Raw genomic sequence first — 25842 nt, forward strand, 5'->3', positions numbered from 1 at the left:
AGGGAGGGCATCCATGCCCTCCCCTCCGCTTTTCACGCGTCTGCGACAGTACTGATCAGGACCTCAAGTGGCGAGAATGAAGTCTGCGGCAGTGACGGTTGTTGCATCGGCCACACCGACCAGGCGGATGGAGTCAGCTATTCCTGCGGAGCTGATCAAGGTATCCGCACCGAGATCGGTGATGATGACGCTGCCGGCAAAGGTCGCAGCAGTGACGCCGAACGCGGAAATATCGAGCAGGTCCTGGCCGCCCACCGCGTTGGCATCGAAGCCGATGATCTGATCGGTCCCGAAGCCCGCTGCGAACATGAAGATATCGTTGCCACTGCTGGCAACCATCACGTCGTTGCCGGCACCGCCAGTGACTGTATTGTTGCCAGTACCGCCATCGATAGAGTCATTGCCGGCACCACCCAACAATGTGTCGTTACCCTCACCACCGAGCAGCGTGTCGTTGCCTGTTCCACCATTCAAGACATCCGCCCCATCACCGCCGTCGAGGCTGTCATCGCCAGTGCCGCCGTTCAGGGTATCCGTGCCAATGCCACCGAACAGTTGGTCGTTACCGGCGTCGCCATTCAGTGTGTCATTGCCGCCGTTGCCGGTGAGGATGTCGTTGCCGTCGCCACCACTGAGGATGTCATTACCCACCCCGCCGGTGATGACGTTATTCAACCCGTTACCGTTGCCGACGAAGTTGCCGACTCCGGTATAGGTCAGGTTCTCGACATTAGCGCCCAGCGTGTAGCTGGCCAGCGAAGTCTGCACGGTGTCCGTACCGCCACCCGCCACCTCGACCACCACGTCCAAGGCTGCATCGACGACGTAGGTATCGTTGCCGGCTCCCCCCACCAACCGGTCAGCACCTGCACCGCCATTGAGGAAGTCGTTACCCACCCCGCCGGTGATGGTGTTGGCTAGCGCGTTACCGGTGCCGGTGAAGTTACCGGCTCCTGTATAGGTCAGGTTCTCGACGTTGGCACCGAGCAGGTAGTTCGTCAGGCTGGTTTGCACCAGATCGGTACCACCACCCAGCGCCTCGGTGACAACGTCACCGACGTTGTCGACCACAAAGGTGTCGTTGCCGGCACCGCCGTTCATGGCATCCGCGCCGAGCCCACCGTTGAGGACGTCGTTGCCGTCCTCGCCATTGAGGACGTCGTTATCGTCTCCGCCGTTGAGGATGTCGTTGCCAGTGCCGCCAAACAACTGGTCGGTACCGGCCAGGCCATTCAGCGTATCGTTCCCGCCCAGGCCAAGCAGCACATCGTTACCCGCGGTGCCGGTGAGGGTGTTCGCCAAAGCATTGCCCTGCAGTACCACGCCCTGTACCACAACCGCCGCCGTCGCCGCCGAGGTCACTGACTCCAGCGTGCCGAAGCCATCGGTGTAGCGCACGATCACTCGCAGTTGCAGATTGACCTGCGCCGCACCAGGGGTGAAGGTCGCAGCCGTCGCGCCGTTGATGTTAGTGAAGGACGCGCCGACACCTTGCTGCCACTGGAAGCTGAAGGTGCCCAGCCCATCCGGATCGGCAATCCCACCCGTCAGCGCGGTCAGCACCTGCCCTTGATCCGGTGTCGTATCGCTGATCAGCAACACGCCTGTCGGTGCATCGTTGACGTTGGCCACCGGCCCCAGAATGTTGGACGAAGCGCTTTCGGCCGCACCGAAGTCATCCACGTAACCGACCACCACGCGCACTGCCTGGCCGACCTGAGCCTGGCCAAGCGCGAACGTGCTACCGGTAGCGCCGGCGATGTTGACGAAGCCAGGCCCGTTGTTCGCCTGCCATTGGTAGGTGAACTGCGGATTGCTGAGGCCATCAATGTCGATGATGCTCGCCGGGTTAGCGGTCAACACCTGGTTCTGCACTGCAAGCCCGGTTACGGTCGGCCCTGCAGTCGGTGCATCGTTGACGTTGTCCACCGGCCCCAGGATGTTGGACGAAACGCTTTCGGCCACACCGAAGTTATCCACGTAACCCATCACCACGCGCACTTCCTGGCCGACCTGAGTCTGGCCAAGCGCGAACGTGCTACCGGTAGCGCCGGCGATGTTGACGAAGCCAAGCCCGTCGTTCGCCTGCCACTGGTAGGTGAACTGCGGATTGCTCAGGCCATCGAGGTCGATGATGCTCGACGGGTCAGCGGTCAACACCTGGTTCTGCACGGCAAGCCCGATAACGGTCGGCCCTTCGGTCGGAGTACTGTTCCCGGACGAGTCGACGATCTCCAGCGTGCCCTTGGCATCCTGATACACCGCACGGACGCGGATGTTCAGACCCGCCACATCGTCCGCCACCCGGTAGGTGGCGCCGATCGCCCGCGATACCTCGCCGGCGGCGACAAAGGTGATGTCTTCATAAACACCCGTACCTGGAATGTTTTCCACCTGCCAGTAGTAAGCCACCCCACCGGTCACAGCGCCGGTCGGGTTGGCCACGCTTTGGTTGTCCGCGTCATGTACCCCCCGATCACTGACGCGCAGCAACTGGCCGGCGACAGGCGTTTCATCACGCACACCGGTGGCAGCATCGATGATTGCCAGATGACCCAATGGGTCGCTGTTTTGGGCGGTGCCCACTCCGGACGATTGCGACACGTCAGCGAACTGCAGACGCTCGATACCCGTCAAGCGATCGACACCATCACGCCCCGCCACCGAGTCGGTCACAATGACAGTGTCGCCATCGATCTCGATACCGTATTCCCCCAAATTACCGGAGAACAACGCAGTGTCGAAGCTGTTATCGCCGGTCAGAATCTCCCGCACGATGACCAACTGACCTGGGTTGTAAGTACCGTTCAGCATCAGCTGCACCATCGGCTCCATGCTGTTGAACGTGGCGATTTCCGGGCCAGTGCCATCAGCGTTTTCCCGTACGCTGATGCGTACGTTCAGCCACTTGTCACCATCGATGATGTCGTCACCACCGCGACCTTCGATCAGGTCGCTACCACTACCGCCGAGGATGATGTTGCCGCCGTCGTAGAACGTCGCTCCGGCTGCCAGCAGATCGGACAGGCCGTTGATCAGGCTGATGTTGGTCAGCACACTGCCGGTTGCCCCCGCAGTGGGCAGCGATGTCGCATCTTCGTTGTCACCGCGCAAGAAGTCACCGTGCGATGAACCCGACAGACCTTCCACGATGTCAAAACGCACCAGCGCCGAAGCACCCGAACCCGGCACCGGCGGAACATCGAAAAAGCGGTCGCTGTAATCGATGGTCACGCCCTGGGCGAGGTCCTTGAAGGTTGCCCAGTCATAGCCGGAGCCGCCGATATAGCGGTCACCCATGCCAAGACTGCCGACCATGATGTCGTCGCCGCCTTCGGCATTGAACTTATCGTTCTCGTTACCGCCGATGAACACATCGTTGCCGATCACCGGGTCATTGCCAGCCGGGTCGAAGTTGTCGCCAGGTGCACCGTCCGAAGTGCCCTTCTCGATCCAGTCGTCGCCTTCGTTACCCATGTCCTGTTCGTTGGCTTTGCTGCCCAGGATGAAGTCGTTGCCCTGGCCACCAATGGCCTCGGAAGCGTCCTCACCGGTCACGATGAAGTCATTGCCGAACCCGCCAATGATCAGGTTGATGCCGTTGCCTCCGTGCAGCACGTCGTTGCCGTCGCCACCCTGGATGTTATCGTCGCCACCGAGGTCGGTGATGATGTCGTCGCCGGCGCCACCGCGCAGTTGATCGTTGCCGTTACCGCCTTCGATGCGATCGTTGCCGGCATCACCCCAGACCGTGTCATCGCCACCACCCGAAACGAGGATGTCTGCGCCGTTGGTGCCGCCCAGCACGATGTGCTCGTCACCCGAGTACCGGATGTAGTTGGCGTCCGGCCCCGCCGTCAGCGGGTTGTCGCGGAACACCACCTGCTCGTTGTTGTCGCTAAGCGGATCGGCGTTGCCCAGGCCATCGTTGTACTGCTTGCTCTGGTCCCTTTCCAGATAGAACGCGGGGTCCGAGAACACCAGGCCCGGCAAGTGCGTGACCGAGGTGTTAGCCATGATCAGCTTGGCGAACGAGTTGCTTTCCAGTTCGGCGTTCATCGACAGGCCAGCAGTACGCTCCAGGTAGTAGAAGCGGTCACCGTCCTGCAGTTTTTCCAGCTGGTTCTCGAACACGAAGTTGAAGGTCGTGCCGAGCATGCCGCCGAACGGAGTTTTCTCTTCGGCCAGGCCGCCGATCCAGAGGTCGATGGCATCGACGCCCGTGATCGTCACTCCCCTCAGATCATCGGCAGTCCCCAGCACCCCATCCTTGCCGGCCAGCGTCACGTTGGCCCAGTCACCGCTGCCGTTGAGGAAGGCCAAGCGGTCAGACGGCGCATCAGCACCACCAAATACCAGCGCCATGGCTGCAGCGCGTTTTTCTGCCAGCGTGTCCGCCGCCGTGATCGTCTCATGCGTGCCATAGGCCGCGATGAAGTTGATCAATGACTCCGGATGTTTGAGGTGCTGCACCAGGTCGACCCAGCTGCTGTACGGCTTGAGTTGGGTATCACCGGTTTGGCTGAAGATGTCGCGGCGGATCGCATTGAGCGAGGGAATCCCCACGTCGCGGCCACGGGCGAGGTTGAGCGCCGGCAGGTCGAGCGGCAGACCGAGCAGGTTATTGCGCAGCGCTTCGGTGACGAACTCATCGATTTCGTTACCGGCCTGGCGAGTCACCCCACGAATGATCGCACTGGTCGCATCCTCTGGCGTCACACCACTGGCGGCGTACTCCAACGGGTTGAGGAACGCCGCGATCAAGCCGATTTGCTGATTCGGATCAGCGCTGTTCGGATCGCCCACCACGTTGAAATTAACGTCGAAGCGATCGACGGTCTCGGTCAGCATCGAGTGGCCAAACCGGTACACGGTGTGGGCGAACTCGGCGACGATCGAGGCATCGAGGTCAACGTCATAGACCTGGGTCGGTGCAAAGAACAGGTCGACCCTTGGCTGGATGGTCCGCGCAAATTCCTCGAACACCAGATGCTGATACTGCATCTCGGTGCCGAACTTGGCAGCCTGGAACAAGCGCTCGCCATTCCACACCAGCGCATCGATCTCAGCCTGGTTGGCTGGCAACGCGTTCACCGGATTGAGCAGCCACTCATTGAGGAAGGCCACGTCACCCGAATCGAGCACGGTGTCCTTGGTCTGCGCGACCAGCCGATTGTGCTCGGAGTGGAAGATCGCATGCACCGTGGTCAGGCCGATGTTCTCGTTGACCCGGCCGTCGCCAGCGATGTAGTGCGCATCCAACAGTTCGTTGTCGTAGGCCAGGTTGGCCCCGGTCTGCGGATTGAACGGCACTGCGTTGCCAATGTCGGTATCCGCGTCAGGCACGAGCACGCCACCGCTGAACACCGGCGCTGCATTGTTGTTAATGTCGACGAGGAACTGGTGACCGGTGCGCACAGCATTGGTCAGGCTAATGGGGGAAAGCGGATTGCCTTCGACAAGGACGTCATCAGCCGTGCCACCAAGACCGTCAGCACCCTTCATCACGACCATCGGGAAGCCGTTCGGCCCCTTGATGAAATTGCCATAGGCATCAGTCGCCAACAACGGCGCGTTATCGACGTCGGCATCGGTAAGGTGGATACCCAGAATGTCGTTGGCCTGCGCCTTGACCACTTTCCAGGTCGCCATACCACCGATTTCGGTGTCGTCTGCGGTGCCATACTTGCCATCCAATCCCAGGTCAACGTTAGTGATCAGCCTGCCGGTCGCGATGGGGCCGTTGTCGGTCAGCTCATAACCGCGCAGGAAAACCTGGTGTGATGGGTGCGAGCTGTAGGTCTGGTTTTGGTCCACGAACGGCGAGGTGGTGTTGGTGTGCTCATGGATGTCGTCGGCCGTGCCGAGAACGCCATCCGCCCCTGGCAGGTTGGTCGCGCGGGTCAGCACCATGAAGTTAGTGTGGCCACCAGGCACATACAGCGGATCATCCGGTTGCAGAGGGATGTAGACGGTGCCCGAACCGCCTTTGGTCACCAGGTCCAGACCGTGATCGAAGAACTGCCCGAAGAAGGTCATCCAGGCGTTGAACGGCGCGGACAACCCCGCATCCGCCGCGGTGTTCTCGAACAGGTACACATCGTGGTCGTCGGCAGTACCGAACTGACCATCCATGCCAGGGCTGGCGACTATCCGTACGCCATCCTTGAGCACGTCGTCGTTACCCACCGCGCCAAAGTTGAGCTCACCGTCCGCACCCGGGTCGTAAGCCGTGGCATAGGCCGCCGGGTTGTTCGACGTCTGGTCGACGATCAGATTACTGATGGTGCGCGGCTGCGAGTCAAACACATTGCCGCTGTTCTGCTGGTACGACGATCCCGGGATGGCCGGCGAGCCGGGGCCAAAGAACCCGGCAGGAGCACCTTCCGCCGGATTGAAAACCGGATCGCTCAAACGAGGGAAGGTGTTATCGGCGGCACCAAACTCGGTGTTGTTAATGCCGTTGAGGTTCATCAGGTTGTTGTTCGAGCCATCGACCGCACGCAGGCCCAACGGCGCGCGGATATTCGGGATCAGCGAGAGGATGTCCTGACCGGCCGCGTCGGCCTCGGCAATCTTGATTTGATCAAGAATGAAGTTGAGGTCGGAGCGGACCATGTGAAGGCCTTCGCCACCCGCAGTGGCATCGACTACAGGTGTTGGCGCCGTCGGCACAACCGGCGCGCCGGGAACCACCACGGTCGTCGGCTGCGAGAACACTATTTCAGTCGTGCCATGACCATCCTGGTAGATCGCCTTGACCCGCAGTGACAGCCCGGCAAGATCCGGGGAGACCTTGAACGAGGTGCCGTCGGCACTTTGGAACGCCAGGTCGCCGGCCGGCAACAGGATGATGTCCTCGAATACGCCGGTGCCTGGATTGGCTTCGAACTGCCAATAGTAGGACACCGAGGTGTTGTTGACAGTACCCTGCAGATTACCCACCGCGATGTTGTTGGCATCGCGCACACCGGCCATGCTCACCGTCAGTGTGTCGCCCACTGTTATCGCGCCGCCGTTTCCGTCCGTGACGGTCGGCCTGCCCACCGGTTGTGCGTTCAGCCCCGTGACCAGCACTCGCTGGCTATCGGCGAACTGCAGGCGTTCGACATGCAGCAAGGTATCGGTGCCGTCGCGAGCCACTACGGTATCCGTCACCGTCCAGACATCGTCCGCCAGATCGGCCGTGCCGCGGGTGTTCTGAGTCACCACATACTCGGACTGAAGCCCGGAGAAAATGGCGGTGTCGAAGGCCGCCCCGCCCGTCGAGGTGCCGGGCAGGATTTCCCGCACAGCCTTGAGCTGACCCGGGTTATAGGTGCGGTCCAGCATGAGCGGGATCATATCGACCATGCTGTCGAAGGAGGCGATCTCGGGACCGGTATGGTTGACGTCGTCGGCGGCATACACCGCAATTCTGACGTTGATCCATTTGTCGCCATCGATCAGATCATCGCCACCGCGCCCCTCGATCAGGTCACTGCCATTGCCACCGAGGATGATGTTGCCCGTGGCAAAGCCGGTGGTCGGCAAACCGGCATCGGCCAGGAACTGCTCCAGTCCGTGGATCAACGCCACATTGGTCAGTGCACCGCCCGTGGCACCACCGTGGTTGATGAGAGTGACCGCATCAACATCATCGCCCTTGAGCACATCGCCGTATTTCGAACCGGACAAGCCTTCGACCTCGGCAAAACGGTCGAGAATCGAGGCCGGCGAGGCGCCGACCGGATTGAACACCCCGGCGTTCTGGTTTGGCGCATTGCCGTGTGGTTGCGCCAGCGCGGCCAAGGACAGGTCAACGGTCACGCCGACCCTGTCATTTTTGTAGGTCACCCAGTCGAAACCGGACATGCCGTCCATCTTGTCCTGGGCATCGCTGCCGACAAAGATGTCATCGCCACCCTCGCCGATCATTTCGTCGAAGCCACCACCACCGACAAAGATGTCGTTGCCGACCACATCGTCAGTGAGCAACGGCGCGAAGTTATCGCCAGGCGCACCGTCCTGGGTGCCCTTCTCGATCCAGTCATCACCTTCGTTGCCGGTAGGTGGCAGGTTGGTCTTGGCGCCGAGGATGAAGTCGTCACCCTGACCGCCGAAGGTCGTGGTGATGTCTTCGGTGGTAACGATAAAGTCCTGCCCATCGCCACCCAGGATCAGGTTGCCTGCAGCCAGCATGCTACCGGCCACGATCACGTCGTTACCGGCATTACCTTCCAGACGGTTGTCGCCAAACGAGTCGGTGATGATGTCATCGCCCGCGCCACCCAGTACCGCATCGTTGCCGGCGCCGCCTTCGAGGCGATCGTTACCGCCGTCGCCGTAAAGGGTGTCATCGCCGTCACCGGAGATGATGATGTCATTACCGGCGGTACCACCCAGGACGACATGGTCTTCACCGGTGTACTGCAAATAATTACTGTCCAGACCAGGGGTGTCGGGGTTGTCGCGGATCACCAGCGGCACGATTTCCACGCCGTTGATCATGATGCCGCCCGTTGGATCGGCTTTGCCGTCCACGCCAAGGTTAGTGAACTGATTGGCCTGATTCACTTCGAGGCTGAACGTCGGCGTCAGGAACACGGTGTTCGACAGGTGAGTGACATCGGTGTTGAGCATGATCAGCTTGGCAAAGGAGTTGTTCTCCAACTCGGTGCCGAAGTGCAGGCCCGCGGTACGCGACAGGTAGTAGAAGCGGTCGCCGTTCTGCAACGCCTCCAGCTGGGTTTCAAACACGAAGTTGAACGTCGAGCCGAGCATGCCGCCGAACGGCATTTTCTGCTCGGCGAGGCCACCGACCCAGAAGTCGATGTCGTCGAGGCCTGTGATCGTCACACCCGTCACGTCGTCGGCAGTCCCCATCAGCCCATCCTTGCCGGCCAGCGTTACGTTGGCATAGTCACCGGTGCTGTTGAGGAAGGCCAGGCGGTCAGCCGGTGAACCCGCACCGCCGAATACCAGCGCCAAGGCTGCAGCGCGTTTGTCTGCCAGTGTGGTCGCCGCCGTAATCGTGTCATGCGTGCCAAAGGCAGCGATGAAGTTGACCAACGACTCGGGGTGCTTGAGGTGGTCCGCAAAGTCAGCCCAACTGATGTACGGCTTGAGTTGGCTGTCGCCGGTTGATGCGTACATCTCACGGCGCGCTTCATTCAACGTGGGGATGCCCGTGTCGCGACCACGCGCCATGTTCAGGGCCGGCAAATCGAGCGGCAGGCCGAGCAGATTGTTGCGCAACGCTTCGGTGACGAACTCGTCGATCTCGTTGCCGAGCTGACGGGTCACACCGCGAATGATCGCCCCTGCCGCTTCGTCCGCAGTCGCCCCGCTGCCGGCAAACGCCAGCGGGTTGAGGAAGGCCGCGATCAGGCCCATTTGCGAGTCCGGGTTGTTCGGGTCAGTGAGGAGCGGATTGAACTCGGGGTCGAAGCGATCGACGGTCTCGGTCAACATCGAGTGACCGAAGCGGTACACCACGTGGGCGAACTCGGCGAGGATTGCCGGGTTGATCGAGGTGTCATACCCGTTGGGTGCAAGGAATCCGTCGATCTGCGGCTGAACGGTCCGCGCGAACTCCTCGAACACCAGGTGCTGGTACTGCATCTCGGTGCCGAACTTGGCGGCCTGGAACAGGCGTTCGCCGTCCCACACCAACGCCGCGATTTCGGCAGGTGTAGTCGGTATCGCGGCCACGTCGTCCACCAGCCACTCATTGAGGAAGGCCAGATCGCCGGCAGCAAGGAGGGTGTCCTTGGTTTGCTGGACCAGGCGATTGTGTTCGGAGTGGAACACATGGTGCACGGTGGTCAGGCCGATGTTCTCGTTCACCCGGCCGTCGCCGGCAATGTAGTGAGCGTCGAGCAGTTCGTTGTCGTAGGTCAGGTTGTTGCCGCCCGCACCAACCGGCTGCGCATTACCGATATCAGTGTCAGCATCCGCCTGCAGAACCCCGCCGACGACTACCGGCGCGGCATTGTGGGCGATGTCGTCAAGGAAGCCATGCCCGGCGCTCACGGCGCTGGCCAGGCTGATCGGAGCATCCCGGTTGCCTTCGACCAGTTGAGTGACGTCATCAGCTGTCCCGGCGATCCCGTCAGCACCGTTACTGACGCGCATCACCACCTGCGGCATGCCGCTCGCCCCCCGGATGAAGTTGCCATACGCATCGGTTGCCAGCAGCGGCACGCTGTGCACATCGGCGTCAGTCAGGTTGATACCAAGAATGTCACGGGCCTGGGCCTTGACCACTGCCCAGGTCGCCATGCCGCCATTTTCGCCGTCGCCATCATCGGCCGTGCCGAACTTGCCGTCGGCGCCGAGATCGCGGTTGGTGATCAAGCGCCCCGTTGCAACAGGGTCACCTGCCGCGTTGAGAACGTACTCGCGCAGGAATACCTGATGCGAGGGGTGCGAGCTGTAAGTCTGGCTTTGGTCCACGAACGGTGAGGTGGTGTTGGGCTGGCCATCATCGGCAGTGCCGAGTATTCCGTCCGCGCCGGGGGTATGCACTGCACGTGGCAACACCATGAAGTTGGTCGGGCTGTTCGGTACGAACAACGGATCGTCCGACTGCAACGGAATAAACACGAAGTCGGTACTGCTCTTGGTGACCAGGTCGAGGCCATGGTCGAAGAACTGGCCAAAGAAGGTCATCCACGAGTTGAAGCCGGCGGTCAGACCGACGTCCGGCGACACGTTGGGGATGAAGAACACTTCCTTGTCGTCGGCCGTGCCGAACACGCCATCCAGGCCGGGGCTGATCACCGGGTCTGCACCGCCGTTCGCCGCTACTGCGGCCGGGTTGTTGGCGGTCTGGTCGACGATCAGGTTACTGATAATCCGTGGCTGCGGGTCGGTCACATTCCCTGACGCGGCATAGGCCGCTCGATACTGGGCATCAAGCAGGCGCAGGAAGGAATTGTCCGCAGCGCCAAACTCGCTTTGCCCGGCGACCAGGTTGTTGTAGCTGCCATCGACGGTTCGCAGGCCGAATGGCACCTGACTGTTGGGTAGCAAATCTATGAGGCTGGCGCCGTCGGCATGCGCTTCTGCGATGAAGATTTGTTTGAGGATGAATTCCAGGTCCGACTTGTTGAAATTGGCCATTTTGATTGCCCTCGATCTCTTTGGGGAAAGGACACGGGACGATAAGAATCCTCCCACGCCCAGTCCGGTGCTGGCTTGCGGAGTGTGTTGGTTCTTTTTTTTTGGCGAGCGCTGGCGCGGGATGGCAGAGCCGTTACACGGCCCCCCGGGATGCGCGCCTGGAATTCGCGAAAGAATGGCTCGCTGAGCGATTAGGCAGAGCGAGTCCTAGCCCTGGGTGGGCCATGGAAACTTGAAGTAACGGCGAATTTCTTGAATAGCCCCTTCACTCCGCAGAACGAAATCATCGACATGGTGCGCTCCCTCGGGAAAATCACCACGTCTTGCGTTGCCAAAAAGTTGACAGGCTTCAGGCGGGCGGCTCCCTCAATTGAGTGAGACTAAAGTTGCATAGTAAAAAATTGTCAATTTTACGACGTATAAACCTGACGATTGGTAACTGAGCTCTCAACTAGCTGTTTTTATAGGACTTATAGAAAGTTCATTGCGACATTAGAGCGAAATGTTATTTCAGATTGTTTCGACGACACCTACGCTGCTAGCCATGAGAGCGACGCAGTGATTTGCAGGTGATGCGCCCCTAGAGCGACCAACCTGCGTATCAACCAGCTGCCTGCGGAACTGCATTTGTTAGTTGTTGCGCCGCAAGGGCAAACGGCTTTTTGAAGAGGGGTCACCCAAAATGCACAAACAATCGAGCACTCGATCAGAACTGGCTGACGCGCTTTTTCGACTTCGCCGTAGTTTTTACTCGCTGGCAGGGTTCAGCGGCGTCATCAACGTCATGATGTTGACGCCAGCTATTTATATGCTGCAGGTCTACGATCGGGCCTTGGTCAGTCGCAACGTCACAACGTTGACGATGTTGACCATTCTGGTGATAGGCCTGTTCTTGCTGATGGCCACGCTGGAAATGTTCCGCACCCGCGTGCTGATCCGGGTCGGCAACAACCTCGACATGGACCTCAATCGACGCATTTTCACCGCAGCATTCGAGCGCAACCTGAGCCGCGCCGGAGGTAATCCGGCCCAGGCCCTGCAGGATCTCGCGCAGGTGCGACAGTTCCTCACCGGCAATGGCCTGTTCGCTTTCTTTGATGCGCCATGGACGCCGATCTACCTGCTGGTCGCCTATCTGATCCACCCGCTGCTCGGACTGGTCACGCTGATCGGCTCGCTGATTCTGGTGGGCCTGGCTTATCTCACCGAGAAGGCGACGCAAAAGCCGCTGGCCGAAGCCAATCAGGCCGCCCTCTCCTCCGCCAGCTACGCCAACAACAACCTGCGCAACGCCGAGGTCATCGAGGCCATGGGCATGCTGCCGGCGATCGGCAAGCGCTGGTACCAAAGCCATTTGCGCATTCTGGAAATGCAGACCCTGGCCTCCGACCGTGCCGCCCTGATCAGCAGCACCGGGCGCTTCGTGCGGATCACTTTGCAGTCGCTGATCCTCGGCGCCGGCGCGCTGCTGGCGATCGAAGGCAAGATCACCCCCGGGATGATGATTGCTTGCTCGATCCTCACCGGCCGCGCGCTGGGCCCGGTGGAACAAGTCATCGCGTCGTGGAAGCAGCTGCTTGGCTGCCGTTCGGCTTGGGGCCGGTTGAACGAGATGCTGAACGACTATCCCCGCCGGCCACCGAGCATGTCGCTGCAGCGGCCGCTGGGCATGCTGGCGGTGGAGAATGTGTTTGCCGGCGCCCCCGGCACCGGCAACACGATTTTGCGCGGGGTGAGCTTCAACCTTTCCCCCGGCGAAAGCCTTGGCATTATCGGTCCATCCGCCTCGGGCAAATCCACCCTCGCCCGCCTGTTGGTCGGCGTGTGGCCGGCACAGGCCGGCAAAGTGCGCCTGGACGGCGCAGACATATTCACCTGGAACAAGGGCGAACTTGGCCCCTGGCTCGGTTACCTGCCACAGGACGTGGAGCTGTTCGAGGGCACCATCGCCGACAACATTGCGCGCTTTGGCGAAGTGGACAGCGACGCGGTCATCCGCGCCGCCAGGACTACTGGGGTGCACGAGATGATCCTGCGTTTGGCGCAGGGTTATGAGACCCGTCTGGGCACCGATGGCAGCCCGCTTTCCGGTGGCCAGAAGCAACGCATCGCCTTGGCCCGAGCGCTGTATGGAGAACCCAATCTGATTGTGCTGGACGAGCCGAACGCCAACCTCGACGACGTCGGGGAAAAGGCCTTGGTCGATGCGCTGGCCCAACTCAAAAATCGCGGCGCCACCGTCATTCTGATTTCCCACCGTCCCAATGTGCTCTGCGCCGTCGATAAGGTGCTGATGCTGCGAGACGGCGGCGTGCAGATGCTCGGCACCCGCGACGAAGTATTCGCAGCGCTGCGCAAGGCCAGTGTGATGCCTGCCGGCGCATCAACTCCGCTGGCCTCCGTCAAAGCACGGGAGTAACCGATCATGCAAATGAGCCAACACACCGACATGATTCTCACCGACCCCAGGAACGTGGTGGATCTGGACGTCGGTAAACCCGTGCGCTGGGGCATGATGCTGATGCTCGCCGGCTTCGGCGGCTTCCTCCTGTGGTCCTGGCTGGCGCCGCTGGATGCCGGTGTGGTAGCGACAGGCACGGTAAAAATCACCAGCAATCGCAAAGCCGTGCAGCATCTGAGCGGCGGTACCGTGGAGGCCATTCTTGTTCACGAAGGCGATGCAGTGAAAAAAGGCCAGGAGGTGGTCCGCCTCGACTCGCTGCGTGCCGCTGCCGAACAAGGTGCGGTCAGCGCCCAGTACATCGTCAGCAAGACGGTGGAAAACCGCCTGGAAGCGGAACGTGACGGCCGCGATGTGGTGAACTACGATCCCGAATTGTTCAAGCGCTTCGGGAATGACCAGCGCCTGTTGGCCGCCATGGATCTGCAACAACGCCTGCTGGACACCCGGCGTGCCGGCCTCGCTGGCGAAATCAGCATCCTGCAGGAAAACCTCGCGGCGTCGGCAGTGCAGCTCAAGGGTCTGCAGCAGGTCTATGGCGCCCGCTCCTCGCAGATCAACTTCCTCAACCAGGAACTGAAAGGCACCCGCGCGCTGGCGGCCGAAGGCTATGTCCCGCGCAACCGCCTGCTTGAGCTGGAACGCAGCAATGCCGACCTCTCCGCCGGCCAGGCCGAGAACCTCAACAACATCGCTCGCGTGCGTAGCCAGACCACCGAAATCAAGCTGCGCATCCTGCAGCGCCAGCACGATTACCTGAAGGAAGTCGAATCGCAGCTCACCGACACCGCCAAGGAAAACACCACCCTGGCCGACCGCTTGCGTGCGCTGGACTATGAAGTGACCCACACGGTGATTCGATCGCCCATCGATGGCATGGTCCAGTCCCTGAGCATCGCCACCATCGGCGGGATCATTCAGCCCGGCTTCAAGATCATGGAAATCGTTCCGGACAACGAACCGCTGCAGGTCGACGCGATGATTCCCGTGCAGGCCATCGACAAGATGGTCCCCGGCCTGCCCGTGGACATCGCCTTCCCGGCCTTCAACCATGCCCGGACGCCCAACATTCCCGGCCGCGTGAAGACCGTCTCCGCCGACCGCCTGCTCGACGAGGAAAGCAAGCAACCGTTCTATCTGGCTCAGGTGGAAGTCACGCCCGATGGCATGAGCCTTCTAGGCAGCAATCACATTCGTCCCGGTATGCCCGCCAGCGTCACCATCAAGACTGGCGAGCGCAACATGATGAGCTATCTTCTCAAACCAATGCTTGAGCGTGTTGACAGCTCCTTCAAGGAACAATGAAATGGACCGTCATTGCCTGTTCTTCAGCCTGCTGGCGCTGTCCCTCCCGACCTGCGCCATGGACCTCAAACAAGCCTGGGATCTGTTGCAATACCAAGGCCCCGTCTATCGCGCCGCCGTGCATGAAAAAGAGGCCGGTGCGCAAAACCGCGACATCGGCCTGGCCGGCCTGCTACCGCAGATCAATGCCTCGGCCTACGACAACAAGGTCAATGGCACCCAACGCCAGAGCGGCGTCGAAAGAGATCTCGACTACACCTCCAAGGGCGCTAACGTGCGCCTGCGCCAGCCGCTGTTCAACAAACAGAAGATGGCCGAGTACCGCCAAGGCAAGCAGCGTGTCGACTACAGCATCGCGGTGTTCGATGCCAAGAGTCAGGACGCCGCAGTACGCCTGGCTGAAAGCTATTTCGACGTGCTCCTGGCCAGCGAAACCATCACCCTTGCCAAGTCCAAGCTGAGCGCCTTCGACGAGCAACTCGCCTCGGCGAAACGGCGCATGGAGTTGGGGGCCGGCACCGTCACCGACATCGACGAGTCGGCCGCTCGCCGCGACCTCGCCGCGGTTGAGCTGATCGAAGCGCAGGACAACCTGGTCAACTCGCGCCGCAAGCTTGAAGAATTTATCGGTGAAACCCCCGAATCGCTGACCACCTTGCGTCCGAGCTTCGATACACCACCGCTGCTACCGAGCAACCTGCAAGACTGGTTGGTCAAAGCCCAGGCCGACAGCCCGCTGATCCATGCGCGCCGTCATAGCAGCGACCTCGCCGAAGAAGAAGTGAAGCGCGCCAAGGCCGGCCACTGGCCAACACTGGATTTCGTTGCCGGCTACACCGCGGGTCAGAGCCAATCAATCTCCGAGTTGAATCAACGCAACCACTACGGCTCAATCGGGCTGGAAGTGAACTTCCCGTTGTACAGCGGTGGCGGCACCAGCGCGTTGACCCGCCAGGCCAGTGCCAATAGCTATAAGGCCCTGGACGAGCTCGACGCCACACGCCAGGAAGTCATCACCGGTACCACCCGTGAGTATCGCGGCGTAGAGAGCGGCGCCCAACGTATTCACGCGCTGGAGAAGGCAGTGGAGTCCAACGAACGCTCACTGAATTCGACACGCAAGGGCTTCAAAGAGGGGGGCACCAGCACCAATGCGGACGTCCTCAATGCCGAAGAGCTGCTCTTCGTTGCGCGCCACGATCTGTTCGAAGCCAAGCTGCGCTACTTGATGTCGCGCCTGCGCCTGGCCTCTTCAGTGGGCAGTCTGGGTGACGACGATATCGACCACATCAACGACTACCTCGGCCCGGAACTGTTGGTCACCAACTGACGGTCACCTGCGCGGCACTCAGCCGCAACGCAAACCTTGTAGCAGCTGGCGAAGCCTGCGTTCGGCTCGGTCCGCGCTCGGGCGGAGCAGTCGTAAAACCTGAGCGCGAGGTCTTCCTGAAGCACCTTGTCGTCTGATTTCACGACTGCTTCGCAGCCGAACGCAGGCTTCGCCAGCTGCTACAGATCGTGTTACGGCTTAACTGATCGGCATTGCCCCCCCCGATTTCGGAGTGAACTCCCCCACTAATGGGTGTCGTTCCCCCGCAGTATTCGCGTCTCGATTAGCACAAAATTTCAGCCTATGACCAATGTTTGCTGGACCTTCAGGTCATTGCACATGTTTTGTCACAGTCCTTGCAACGTAATAACCGAGTGAGCTTCTCCCTCGGGGAAACGTTTATGAACCACCCCACATGCAAACACGCGCCCAGGCCGGGTGAATTACTGGCAGCCTTTGTCGACAACCTGATCTACCTGGGGATCAAACCTTTCGTTCGCCGTTTTTTATGCTTTGTCGCCTGCCTGCTTACGGTAACGCTGGTGGCGGCCGACGAACCTCAGGGCAATGACAATCAGGATAATGAGAAGTGGCTGGAGCCGGCACGCTCCAGGCTCATGCATGTGATTGGCGGGATGCCGTTCTTTCCGCATCGGGCCAATACCCCCGGCAACCTGGTTTTGAATGTAAAAGACTTCGACAACGCCCAGGTATGTGGCGCTTGCCATACGGAGATCTACAAGCAGTGGCGCTCGTCAATGATGTCCCAAGCCTGGGATGAACCCATCTATCGGGCCTTGCTCAAGCGTGCGAGTTCGGCCACCGAGGGGAAGGTCGATAACTTTTGCACCGGCTGCCATACCCCGATCGGTCTCACGACCGGGCAAATCAATTCGGAAATCAACCGCTCCTCGATTGAAGACAGCACGAAAAATCATCCGATGCCTGGGGTCGATTGCGAAACCTGCCACAACATTAGTGCCCGCACGGGCCTCGATAACGGCGCCTATGTCCTGAGCCCTCGAGCGCACGGTAAACCGACCAAGTTCGGCCCGCGTAAAGATGCCGTTTCGCCTTATCACGACACCGTGTATTCCGCTCTGCACACGCGCTCGGACTTTTGCGGCACCTGCCACAACGTCACGCACCCGTTCAGCGGTGTGGCGGTCGAGCGCACCTATGACGAATGGCAGGAGAGCGCCTACAGCCTTAACGATATAACCTGCCAGAGCTGCCATATGCCGGTTTTTGCGGGTAAGGCCGCGATCATGGGGCCAGACCGCGAGCAGGTCTCCTCGCATTGGTTCAGCGGAGCCAACGCCATGATGCTCAAGCATCTCGGTCAGGAAGCAGGCGCGCAACGCGGGCGCGACATGCTCGCGCGCGCAGGGGAAATAACGTTCCAGCAACTGCCGACAGCCATCATTCCCGGGCAATACACCTCGGTAGCCGTGAAAGTTGCCAATGTTGGCGCCGGGCACAAGCTGCCGACCGGATTTCCGGAGGGACGGGAGATGTGGATCGACTTCCGGGTGCTGGATGCCAGTGGTCGCGAGCTCTATCGGCTGGGTTCGATCAAGGACGGCAAGACCGAGGTCAATACGCGAAACTTCAAAGTGCACATAGGCGACAAGGACGGCAATCCGTTGGATGTCGAGGTCTGGAATGCTACGCAAATTCTCTCGGACAACCGCATTCTGCCCAAGGGCTACGATATTGGGGAGTTCACTTTCCTGGTGCCGGCCGACGCCGTCGGGCCGCTCTCCTTGACTGCCGAACTGAACTACTGGCCGTTTTCGCAGAAGCTGGCCGACTACCTGCTTGGCAATGATAAGTTGCAGGTGGAAATCACCCAGATGGCCAAAGTCACACAGAGCGTACCCCTGTCGACAAGTCTGCCAGTCGTCGGTGCAAACACTGCGCACTTTTAGCTGCGCAGTGTCGACGTCGAGGTGAAGACGTCAAAACGGGCGCGGCCTCCCGCGACATGTTCGGGGTAGTTTCAGATATGGATTTCGCTGGTCGCGATAACGTCGATCCGCGCCACGGGCCCCGTCAAGTGCGCCAGGTCTGCGTTGTGCTCGGCGATGATGTCTTCGGCGGCGAGGTTGCCGTTGTCGACGGTGGAATGTGCATCGGCGGCGAGCACCACGTCATAGCTCAGCTTAAGGGCCTGGCGGACGGTGGCATTGACGCAGTAGTCGGTTTGCAGGCCGCAGATAATCAGGCGGTCAGTGCCAAAATCTTGCAGTTGGGCTTGCAAGTGGGTCTGGTAGAACGAGTCTCGAGTGGTTTTTCGCACGCGAAGGTCTTGCGGCGAAGTCTTCAGGCTTTCGGCCAGTTGCCAGCCTTCGGAACCGTGTTGCAGCAGGTCGCCCTTTTCTTCGTGCTGGATGAGGATGACCGGGATGCCTGCTGCGCGAGCCTTGGCACTGAGGCCATTGATGTTCTCGATAACTCGCTTGATCTCAAAGCAGGCGTACTCGCCAGTGCACAGGGCGCGCTGGACGTCGATGATCAGCAGTGCGGTAGCCATGAGCTTCCTTCCTGGATGGGTCGGTGAATCGGCAACGGATTTCGAATCCGTTCCCCTTTTAACTTGTAGCAGCTGCCGAGCCTGCGAGGCTGCGTTCGAGCGCGAAGCGGTCGTAATCCAGCAAACGCGGTCTACCTGAATGAACGCGGCCAACCGATTTACGACGGCTACGCAGTCGAACGCAGCCTCGCAGGCTCGACAGCTGCTACGGGATCGGGGGCCACCCTCAAGAGTTGGAATGGCCTCGGATCTGCCTCAATAACCGAGCGATAACCCGGTGTTACGACGTGGATCGTTCGCCCCATAGAAGCGGTTTTTGCCCACCGGTTTGCCTTCCAGGGAAGGTGCACCGACCAGAATCGCCGCCACATGGTTGGCGTCCTGTGGCCCGGCAAACTTGTGCCCCCAACTTTCGAGCATCTTCACCGTATCAGGACTGGTAGTGAAGGTCTCAAGGTTGGTCTCTTCCGGCAACCACTGCTGGTGGAAACGCGGTGCATCGACCGCTTCCTGGATGTTCATGCCGTAGTCGATCACGTTGAGCATGGTCAGCAAGGTGGCGGTGATGATGCGACTGCCGCCGGGGGTGCCGACAACCATCACCACTTTGCCGTCCTTGGTGACGATGGTCGGGCTCATGGACGACAGCGGTGCCTTGCCGGGCGCGATGGCATTGGCCTCCCCTTGAACCAGACCGTACATGTTTGGCACGCCGATTTTCGAGGTGAAGTCATCCATTTCGTCGTTGAGGATGACCCCGGTTTTGCTGGCCATGACGCCGGCGCCGAACCAGTCGTTCAAGGTGTAGGTCACCGAGACCGCGTTGCCCCATTTATCGACGATGGAGTAATGGGTGGTGTTGCTGCCTTCATGGGGCGCTACGCCGGGTTTCAGCTCGCGGGACACACCGGCCTTTTTCGGGTCAATGGCAGTGCGGATTTTGGTGGCGTAATTTTTATCCAGCAGATGGGCGATCGGGTTCTTCACGAAATCCGGGTCGCCCAGGTAGCTGTTGCGGTCCACATAGGCGTGACGCATCGCTTCGATCTGGTAGTGCATGCTCTGGGCTGAGTGATAGCCCAGGTCTTTCATCGGATAGCCTTCGAGAATATTCATGATCTCGCAAATCACCACGCCGCCAGAGCTTGGCGGTGGCGCTGAAACCACGTGGTAGCCGCGGTAATCGCATTCAATCGGGGCCAGTTCGCGGGTCTTGTATTTGTCGAGATCGGCCTGGGTGATGATGCCCTTGTTGGCCTGGCTGGAGGTGACGATGGCATCGGCCACCCAGCCTTTATAGAAGCCGTCGGCGCCGTTCTCGGAGATTTCCCGCAGGGTCTTGCCGAGGTCTTTTTGCACCAGTTTCTGACCGACTTTCATCGGCTCGCCGTTGCTCAGGAATATCGAGCCGGAATCCTTGATGTCCTTCTTGAACACGTCGGTGGCGTATTCCAGTAATTCGACATCGCCCTGCTCCAGCATAAAACCGTCTTCGGCGAGCTTGATGGCCGGGGCGATCACTTCCTTACGCGGTTTGGTGCCGTATTTCTTCAGCGCCAGTTCCATGCCGGACACGGTGCCCGGCACGCCAACGGCCAGATGGCCACGGGTGCTCAGGTCAGGGACGACGTTGCCCGCCTTGTCGAGGTACATGTCGGCGGTGGCGGCCAGCGGTGCTTTTTCACGGAAGTCGAGGAAGGTCTTGCGCCCGTCCGCCAACTGAATGGTCATGAAACCGCCGCCGCCCAGGTTGCCCGCCGCGGGATAAACCACCGCCAGCGCATAACCGACCGCTACCGCGGCATCGACGGCATTGCCGCCGTTCTTGAGTACATCGACGCCCACGTGACTGGCCAGATGCTGGGCGGTGACGACCATGCCGTTTTCGGCCGCAACCGGCGCCACGGAGGCCGCGTAAGCACTGAGGCAGCTGAGCGCCAATGAGGTCGCAATCAGCGATTTGGCAAAAGGTTCGAACTTCATGAGTCGGTCTCTTTTTGTTTTTAGGCTCTGTACACAAACAGAGGGAAGGCTTCAAGAGCAGAGGCAAGTATGGCTGGGATTGCGTATTGCGCCTCCCCGTCGAGGCAGTATGCTTGCCCTCTGCTCAGCACTTTTACGGAGTCCACCGGCATGAGTTACACCTTCATCACCCTCGCCACGCCGGTGGGCGAGCTGAAGCTGGTCGCGAACGGCTCACGACTGGCAGCCATCCTCTGGGAAAACGACAAACCGGGACGGGTGCGACTTGGGCCGATGCGCGAGGCGCCGGATAATCCGATCCTGATGCGCACCGCTCAGCAGCTGCGAGAATACTTTGCGGGCACGCGCGATCGTTTCGAGCTGGAACTGGATTTTGTCGGGACGGAATTTCAGAAGAAGGTCTGGGCGGCGTTGCTGACCATTCCGTTTGGCGAGACCCGCAGCTATAGCGAGATTGCCCGGCAGATCGGTAATCCCAGTGCAGTGAGGGCGGTGGGTGCGGCCAACGGCAAAAACCCGATATCGATTGTTGCGCCGTGTCATCGGGTGATTGGCGCTTCGGGGAAGTTGACCGGGTTTGCCGGTGGGCTTGAGGCGAAGGAGCAGCTGCTGACGCTGGAAGGATGCGAATGGTCAGGGGCCGTCAGGACAGGCCAATTGTTCTGATCAGCCGCAACACGATCTGTAGCAGCTGCCGAGCCTGCGAGGCTGCGTCCGGCTGCGCAGCAGTCGCAAACCCAGGCGCCATGGTTTATCCGGAACAGCGCAGTGAATGGTTTTACGACTGCTGCGCAGCCGGACGCAGCCTCGCAGGCTCGACAGCTGCTACATCGATTAGCCCGCGGTGAAGATGTTTTTCATCGCCGCATACTGCAACAGCATGATGGTCTTCGCATCGCAGATCTCCCCGCGATAAAACGCCTCAAGCGCGTCGTCGAACTTCCACTCCAGCACCTCCAGTTCTTCAGTCTCCTCCTCCAGTCCGCCACCATCACTGACCTTGGAAGCGGCATCGTACTCAGCGATGAAGAAGTGCAGTTTTTCAGTCACCGAACCGGGGCTCATGTAAGCCTCGAACACCTTGTGCACGTGGTGCACGCGATAACCGGTTTCTTCCTCGGCTTCTTCGCGGATGCGCTCTTCAGGCGCCGCACCTTCGAGCAGCCCCGCCGCCACTTCGATCAGCAACCCATCGTGGCCATTGACGAACACCGGCAGCCGGAATTGCCGGGTCAGCACCACGGTTTTCTTTTCACGGTTGAACAGCAGAATCGCCGCGCCGTTGCCACGGTCATAGACCTCGCGGGTCTGGCGTTGCCATTCGCCATTGTTGCGCAGGTAATCGAAGGTAATTTTCTTGAGCAGGTACCAGTCGTGGGACAACACCTGGGACTCGATGAGGTTGACCCGCTCGGCTGTGTTCGACATGACAACGCATCCCTTTTTTCGTCAGAAGGTGCATATGTTAGGCGAAAACGAAAGCCTGGCGCTAAGAAAGCTGAGCCTTGTATTCCTTCACATATTGCCCCGCCAGCGCTTCTTTCTGTTTGTCGTCGAGCAACTTGCCGGCCATCTGGAAGAACTTCTGCTCTTCCTCTTCCAGATGGTGATTAACCTTCTCGGCGAGCTTCTTCGCGACCGCCAGCCAGGCCGGGCTGGACATCTCGGTCTCGTCCAGTTCCTCCATCATTTCGTCCATCTCGTGATGTTCTGAAATGGCATGGCGGCTGAGGTCGACGCCATTATCAAACTCCATCAGCGGGATGTAGAAATGCCGCTCTTCAGCGGTTTCGTGGGCCTGAAGTTCGGACTTGAGCTGCTTGTAAGCCTCGACCCGCTCGGGGGTGTCGCCGCTGGTCTGGATCAGCGCATCGGCGTAGGTGCGTTGGCGGTCGTGGCTTTCGCGCAAGGCTTCGAAAATATTCACGGAGTGTCCTCATAGGCCGTGTTCTGGAATGACGCTGTTTAGGCTAGACATCTGCGCGATGGCGACGGTTCCACTTGTTCTCGGGGGGGATAGAACAAGACGTGCAACCGAGATAGGCTGCCACTTCACCGCCATAAGGATATAGCCATGACCCTGCGAATCGAGTTGTCGCAAAACCCCACGAATGAAGACCGCGAAGCGATCCTCACGCCGTTGCGCGCCTATAACGCCGCGCAGGCGGGAGAGGCGAACTCGCAGCCGATTGCCTTACTGGTGCGCGATGACAACGACGAGATTCTCGGCGGGCTCTATGGACGGGTGTTTTACCGGTGGTTATTCATCGAATTGCTTTCGGTGCCTGAACAGGCTCGGGGACAAGGCATGGGCTCGAAGCTGATGCAGATGGCCGAAGACCTGGCACGGGAGAAGGAATGCGTGGGGATCTGGCTCGACACCTTCGACTTCCAGGCGCCGGAGTTCTACAAGAAGCACGGCTACAGCGAACTGGGCGAGATCGCTGACTACCCGCCTGGCCACAAGCGCTTCTTTTTCCAGAAGCGCCTGATCAACAACACATAACCCGGTGGGAGCAGACCCCATTTTCATGATCGACACAGAACAACTGTGGGAGCGAGCTTGCTCGCGATGGCGGTTTTCCATTCAACATTGATGTCGACTGACCCGCCGCTATCGCGAGCAAGCTCGCTCCCACAGGGGACTGTGCAGCTCATCAGCCTGCTTACAAGCAGGTTGCCAATGCCGCCAGTCGGCGCTTGGCGACAAAGTCGTCGTGCTGCGCGTAATAATTCAGCACGGTGGCGGAAGCGTCAGTCTTCACGTCCACAAAGGACTCCGCCGAGCGCGTGTAAACGGTGGTGCCGCCCTTCTCGCCAGGCTGCAAATACGCGCCAGCATCGACACCGAACACTGCCTCATCCTGCCAGGAAAACTGCACACACTGGGCGACGACTTTTTCCGGCTTGTCCGACGTCAGGGTTTTGTAGGGGGTTCCAGTGCGGGCGTCGTTCATCGCCGAGCCCGCGCAGCCCGCCAGCAACGTTACGGCCAGCGCCACCATCAGAATTCGCATTGCGTTCGCTCATCAAGAAAAAGCGGACTGTATCACCGCGGCACGGCGTATCGTTCTGCTTTACTTCATTTATACCGCGACACCGAGTGACGATTCGCGCACCCTGTCGCGCCAATAACACCGCATCGCCCGTTTTTCCGGGCTCATTTTCTGGAAAGGTCATGACACCCAACGCCGAATATTACAAACCGACCGCTGAATATGCCGACAAGCTGATCAGCCAGATCGGTCAGACGCCGTCCTGGATTGCCAAGCGAATTGGCGTCACCGACAAGCGGATTCGTTACATCCTCGACGGCGAAAGAACCGTCAAAGGTGAAACCACGCCGATTCAAATGACCTACCCCGAGCAGTTTGCCCTCGAATGCCTGGCAGCAGCGGCCAAGGCCAGCAAGAAGCAGTCTTCGTAACCCAGCCTCAAGGAGCGACCATGGCGGCAACCGAACAGCAACACGAGCAAGCGTTGAAGAGGTTTCTCGATGAGCGCCCTGAACTGCGCGTCGAACTCGACAACCTCAACCCGCTGTTGGCTCAGGCCAAGGGCGAGACCGCGGCGCAGTACCGCGAGGAGCGCTTGCATGAAGCCTTCGAAGCCGAGGCCGAGCATCTGGGATTGTTTGCCTGGGAGCTGACGCTGCAACTGACCGCCACGACGCCCGAGGACTATCAGGCACAGCGCCTGGAAGTGCACAAGGAAGTCGCCGAGATGGCCGGCATGGACTGGCTGGAGTATTGCGAGTTATATGGATTGAGTAAGTGACCCTAACGGTCGCTGCCTGAGGACGACCTTCGCTGATGTTGCCATCCCTCTCAACTGACCGCGCCAGTCCAGGCCATCTGCATGCCCGCAAATGGCGCGGACGCATTGGCATGTCGCTGGTGGCCAGCCTCTCGGTACTCGCGGGCATGACCGACGCCATCGGCTTCATGGCCAGCGGCGATTTCGTCTCGTTCATGAGCGGCAACACCACCCGCCTCGCCGTCGCCATCAGCGACGGCAACCTGGGCCTGACCTTGCGCCTGGTGATCCTCGTCGGCACCTTCATCGTCGGCAACGCCTTGGGGATTGTCGTCAGTCGACTCGGCGGCCGTCGGGCGCTGCCCTTGCTGCTGTGCATCGCCACGCTGCTCTGCGGCGCCGCTGCCTGGCCCTATGATGAACAACTACCAGCGCTGCTGGCCGCGATCATCGCCATGGGCATGCTCAATGCCGCCGTGGAAGAAGTGAACGGCCTGCCGGTCGGCCTGACCTACGTCACCGGCGCCCTGTCGCGCTTCGGCCGTGGGCTGGGACGCTGGATGCTCGGCGAACGGCGCAACGGTTGGCGCGTGCAACTGATCCCCTGGACCGGAATGTTTGCCGGCGCGGTACTTGGCGCCGTGCTGGAACATCATTTGGGGCTCAGGGCGTTGTTTGTCAGCGGTCTGCTGGCCGGCGCGGTCGGGCTGCTGTCGCTGAAAATCCCGCGGCGCTGGCAGTTGGGTTATATGCCGCGCTAAGCGGGTTATCACGTTCAGCATTGATGTCGCCTGACAGGCCGCTTTCGCGAGCAGGGGTTTGTGGTGGACTTCAATGTTATGTGCGACACAAATCCCTTGTGGGAGCGAGCCTGCTCGCGATGGGGGCGACTCGGTCCCAAGGGAAAACCCGTTTAGCCGCCCCGGCGATAAAGCTTTATCATGGCCGCAGTTTTACTGATCGAGTCCGTCATGAAATTCGCCATCGCGCTGTTTTCCGCCGCCCATGCGCCCTCCTCGCGCCGAGCCCTGCTGTTCGCCCAGGCCGCGCTGGCCGGCGGGCATGAGATTGTCCGGCTGTTTTTCTATCAGGACGGCGTCTACAACGCCTCCGGCAGCGTGGTCACGCCGCAGGATGAGCAGGATTTGCCCAAGCAATGGCGCAACTTCGTCACCGAACATCAACTGGACGGTGTCGTGTGTATCGCAGCCGCCCTGCGTCGTGGCGTGTTGAACGAAGAAGAAGCCGGGCGCTATCAGCGTGAAGCCGTTGCGGTGGGCGCCCCGTGGGAATTGTCTGGCCTGGGCCAGTTGCATGACGCGGTGCAGGACGCCGACCGCCTGATCTGTTTCGGAGGCGCGTGAG

General features: G+C 60.3%; 16 protein-coding genes. 10 read left to right on the forward strand and 6 right to left on the reverse strand.

From position 1 onward, the window contains the following. Positions 1-63 precede the first annotated feature (63 nt). Positions 64-11106, reverse strand: a complete 11043-nt coding sequence (locus AC3IUE_RS21780; RefSeq protein WP_489263732.1) for a peroxidase family protein — start codon at positions 11104-11106, stop codon at positions 64-66. Between the two features lie 682 nt (positions 11107-11788). Between AC3IUE_RS21780 and AC3IUE_RS21785 the strand changes: the two genes are divergently transcribed. The 4 genes from AC3IUE_RS21785 to AC3IUE_RS21800 all read left to right on the forward strand — a co-directional run bounded on the left by AC3IUE_RS21785 (position 11789) and on the right by AC3IUE_RS21800 (position 18133). Continuing rightward, positions 11789-13525, forward strand: a complete 1737-nt coding sequence (locus tag AC3IUE_RS21785) for a type I secretion system permease/ATPase (RefSeq protein ID WP_056743866.1) — start codon at positions 11789-11791, stop codon at positions 13523-13525. Positions 13526-13531: 6 nt separating this feature from the next. Continuing rightward, positions 13532-14872, forward strand: a complete 1341-nt coding sequence (locus AC3IUE_RS21790; protein WP_489263733.1) for an HlyD family type I secretion periplasmic adaptor subunit — start codon at positions 13532-13534, stop codon at positions 14870-14872. 1 nt (position 14873) lies between these two features. Further along, entirely contained in the window at positions 14874-16202 is a 1329-nt protein-coding gene (locus AC3IUE_RS21795) for a TolC family outer membrane protein (protein WP_056743870.1), read from the forward strand. A 401-nt stretch (positions 16203-16603) separates the two neighbouring features. Then, the gene (locus tag AC3IUE_RS21800; RefSeq protein ID WP_489263734.1) at positions 16604-18133 is read left to right on the forward strand and encodes a multiheme c-type cytochrome; all 1530 of its coding nucleotides are present in this window, start codon (positions 16604-16606) and stop codon (positions 18131-18133) included. Between the two features lie 71 nt (positions 18134-18204). Here the strand turns inward: AC3IUE_RS21800 and AC3IUE_RS21805 are convergent, their stop codons facing one another. Together AC3IUE_RS21805 and ggt are read right to left on the reverse strand one after the other, a co-directional pair. Next, positions 18205-18738: a cysteine hydrolase family protein gene (locus AC3IUE_RS21805; protein WP_489263735.1), complete on the reverse strand. Its 534-nt coding sequence runs from the start codon at positions 18736-18738 to the stop codon at positions 18205-18207. 255 nt (positions 18739-18993) lie between these two features. Then, positions 18994-20721 (reverse strand): gamma-glutamyltransferase, encoded by a 1728-nt coding sequence (ggt, locus tag AC3IUE_RS21810; protein ID WP_489263736.1) that lies wholly within the window; start codon positions 20719-20721, stop codon positions 18994-18996. 150 nt (positions 20722-20871) lie between these two features. On the opposite strand from ggt, the gene AC3IUE_RS21815 reads away from it, so the two are divergent. Beyond that, complete coding sequence (locus AC3IUE_RS21815; protein ID WP_489263737.1) at positions 20872-21387, forward strand: methylated-DNA--[protein]-cysteine S-methyltransferase; 516 nt, start codon at positions 20872-20874, stop codon at positions 21385-21387. Between the two features lie 168 nt (positions 21388-21555). Here the strand turns inward: AC3IUE_RS21815 and AC3IUE_RS21820 are convergent, their stop codons facing one another. Then, positions 21556-22149, reverse strand: a complete 594-nt coding sequence (locus AC3IUE_RS21820) for an NUDIX domain-containing protein (RefSeq protein ID WP_056743878.1) — start codon at positions 22147-22149, stop codon at positions 21556-21558. A 61-nt stretch (positions 22150-22210) separates the two neighbouring features. After that, a complete protein-coding gene (locus AC3IUE_RS21825; protein WP_046049422.1) occupies positions 22211-22648 on the reverse strand; it encodes a hemerythrin domain-containing protein in 438 nt (145 codons plus the stop codon). Positions 22649-22795: 147 nt separating this feature from the next. Between AC3IUE_RS21825 and AC3IUE_RS21830 the strand changes: the two genes are divergently transcribed. Beyond that, entirely contained in the window at positions 22796-23227 is a 432-nt protein-coding gene (locus AC3IUE_RS21830) for a GNAT family N-acetyltransferase (protein WP_489263738.1), read from the forward strand. A 160-nt stretch (positions 23228-23387) separates the two neighbouring features. Here the strand turns inward: AC3IUE_RS21830 and AC3IUE_RS21835 are convergent, their stop codons facing one another. After that, positions 23388-23738, reverse strand: coding sequence for a hypothetical protein (locus AC3IUE_RS21835; RefSeq protein ID WP_008154821.1), 351 nt, complete (start codon positions 23736-23738; stop codon positions 23388-23390). Positions 23739-23899: 161 nt separating this feature from the next. Here AC3IUE_RS21835 and AC3IUE_RS21840 point away from each other — a divergent pair, with 161 nt between their 5' ends. The 4 genes from AC3IUE_RS21840 (at position 23900) to tusD (ending at position 25841) form a co-directional block, all read left to right on the forward strand. Next, a complete protein-coding gene (locus AC3IUE_RS21840) occupies positions 23900-24148 on the forward strand; it encodes a hypothetical protein (RefSeq protein WP_008154823.1) in 249 nt (82 codons plus the stop codon). 20 nt (positions 24149-24168) lie between these two features. Continuing rightward, the gene (locus tag AC3IUE_RS21845; protein WP_489263739.1) at positions 24169-24498 is read left to right on the forward strand and encodes a DUF6388 family protein; all 330 of its coding nucleotides are present in this window, start codon (positions 24169-24171) and stop codon (positions 24496-24498) included. Between the two features lie 35 nt (positions 24499-24533). After that, the gene (locus AC3IUE_RS21850) at positions 24534-25238 is read left to right on the forward strand and encodes a YoaK family protein (protein WP_489263740.1); all 705 of its coding nucleotides are present in this window, start codon (positions 24534-24536) and stop codon (positions 25236-25238) included. A 210-nt stretch (positions 25239-25448) separates the two neighbouring features. After that, the gene (gene tusD / locus AC3IUE_RS21855; protein WP_008154829.1) at positions 25449-25841 is read left to right on the forward strand and encodes a sulfurtransferase complex subunit TusD; all 393 of its coding nucleotides are present in this window, start codon (positions 25449-25451) and stop codon (positions 25839-25841) included. Position 25842: the final 1 nt, after the last annotated feature.

Source organism: Pseudomonas sp. GL_093, assembly GCF_057837605.1.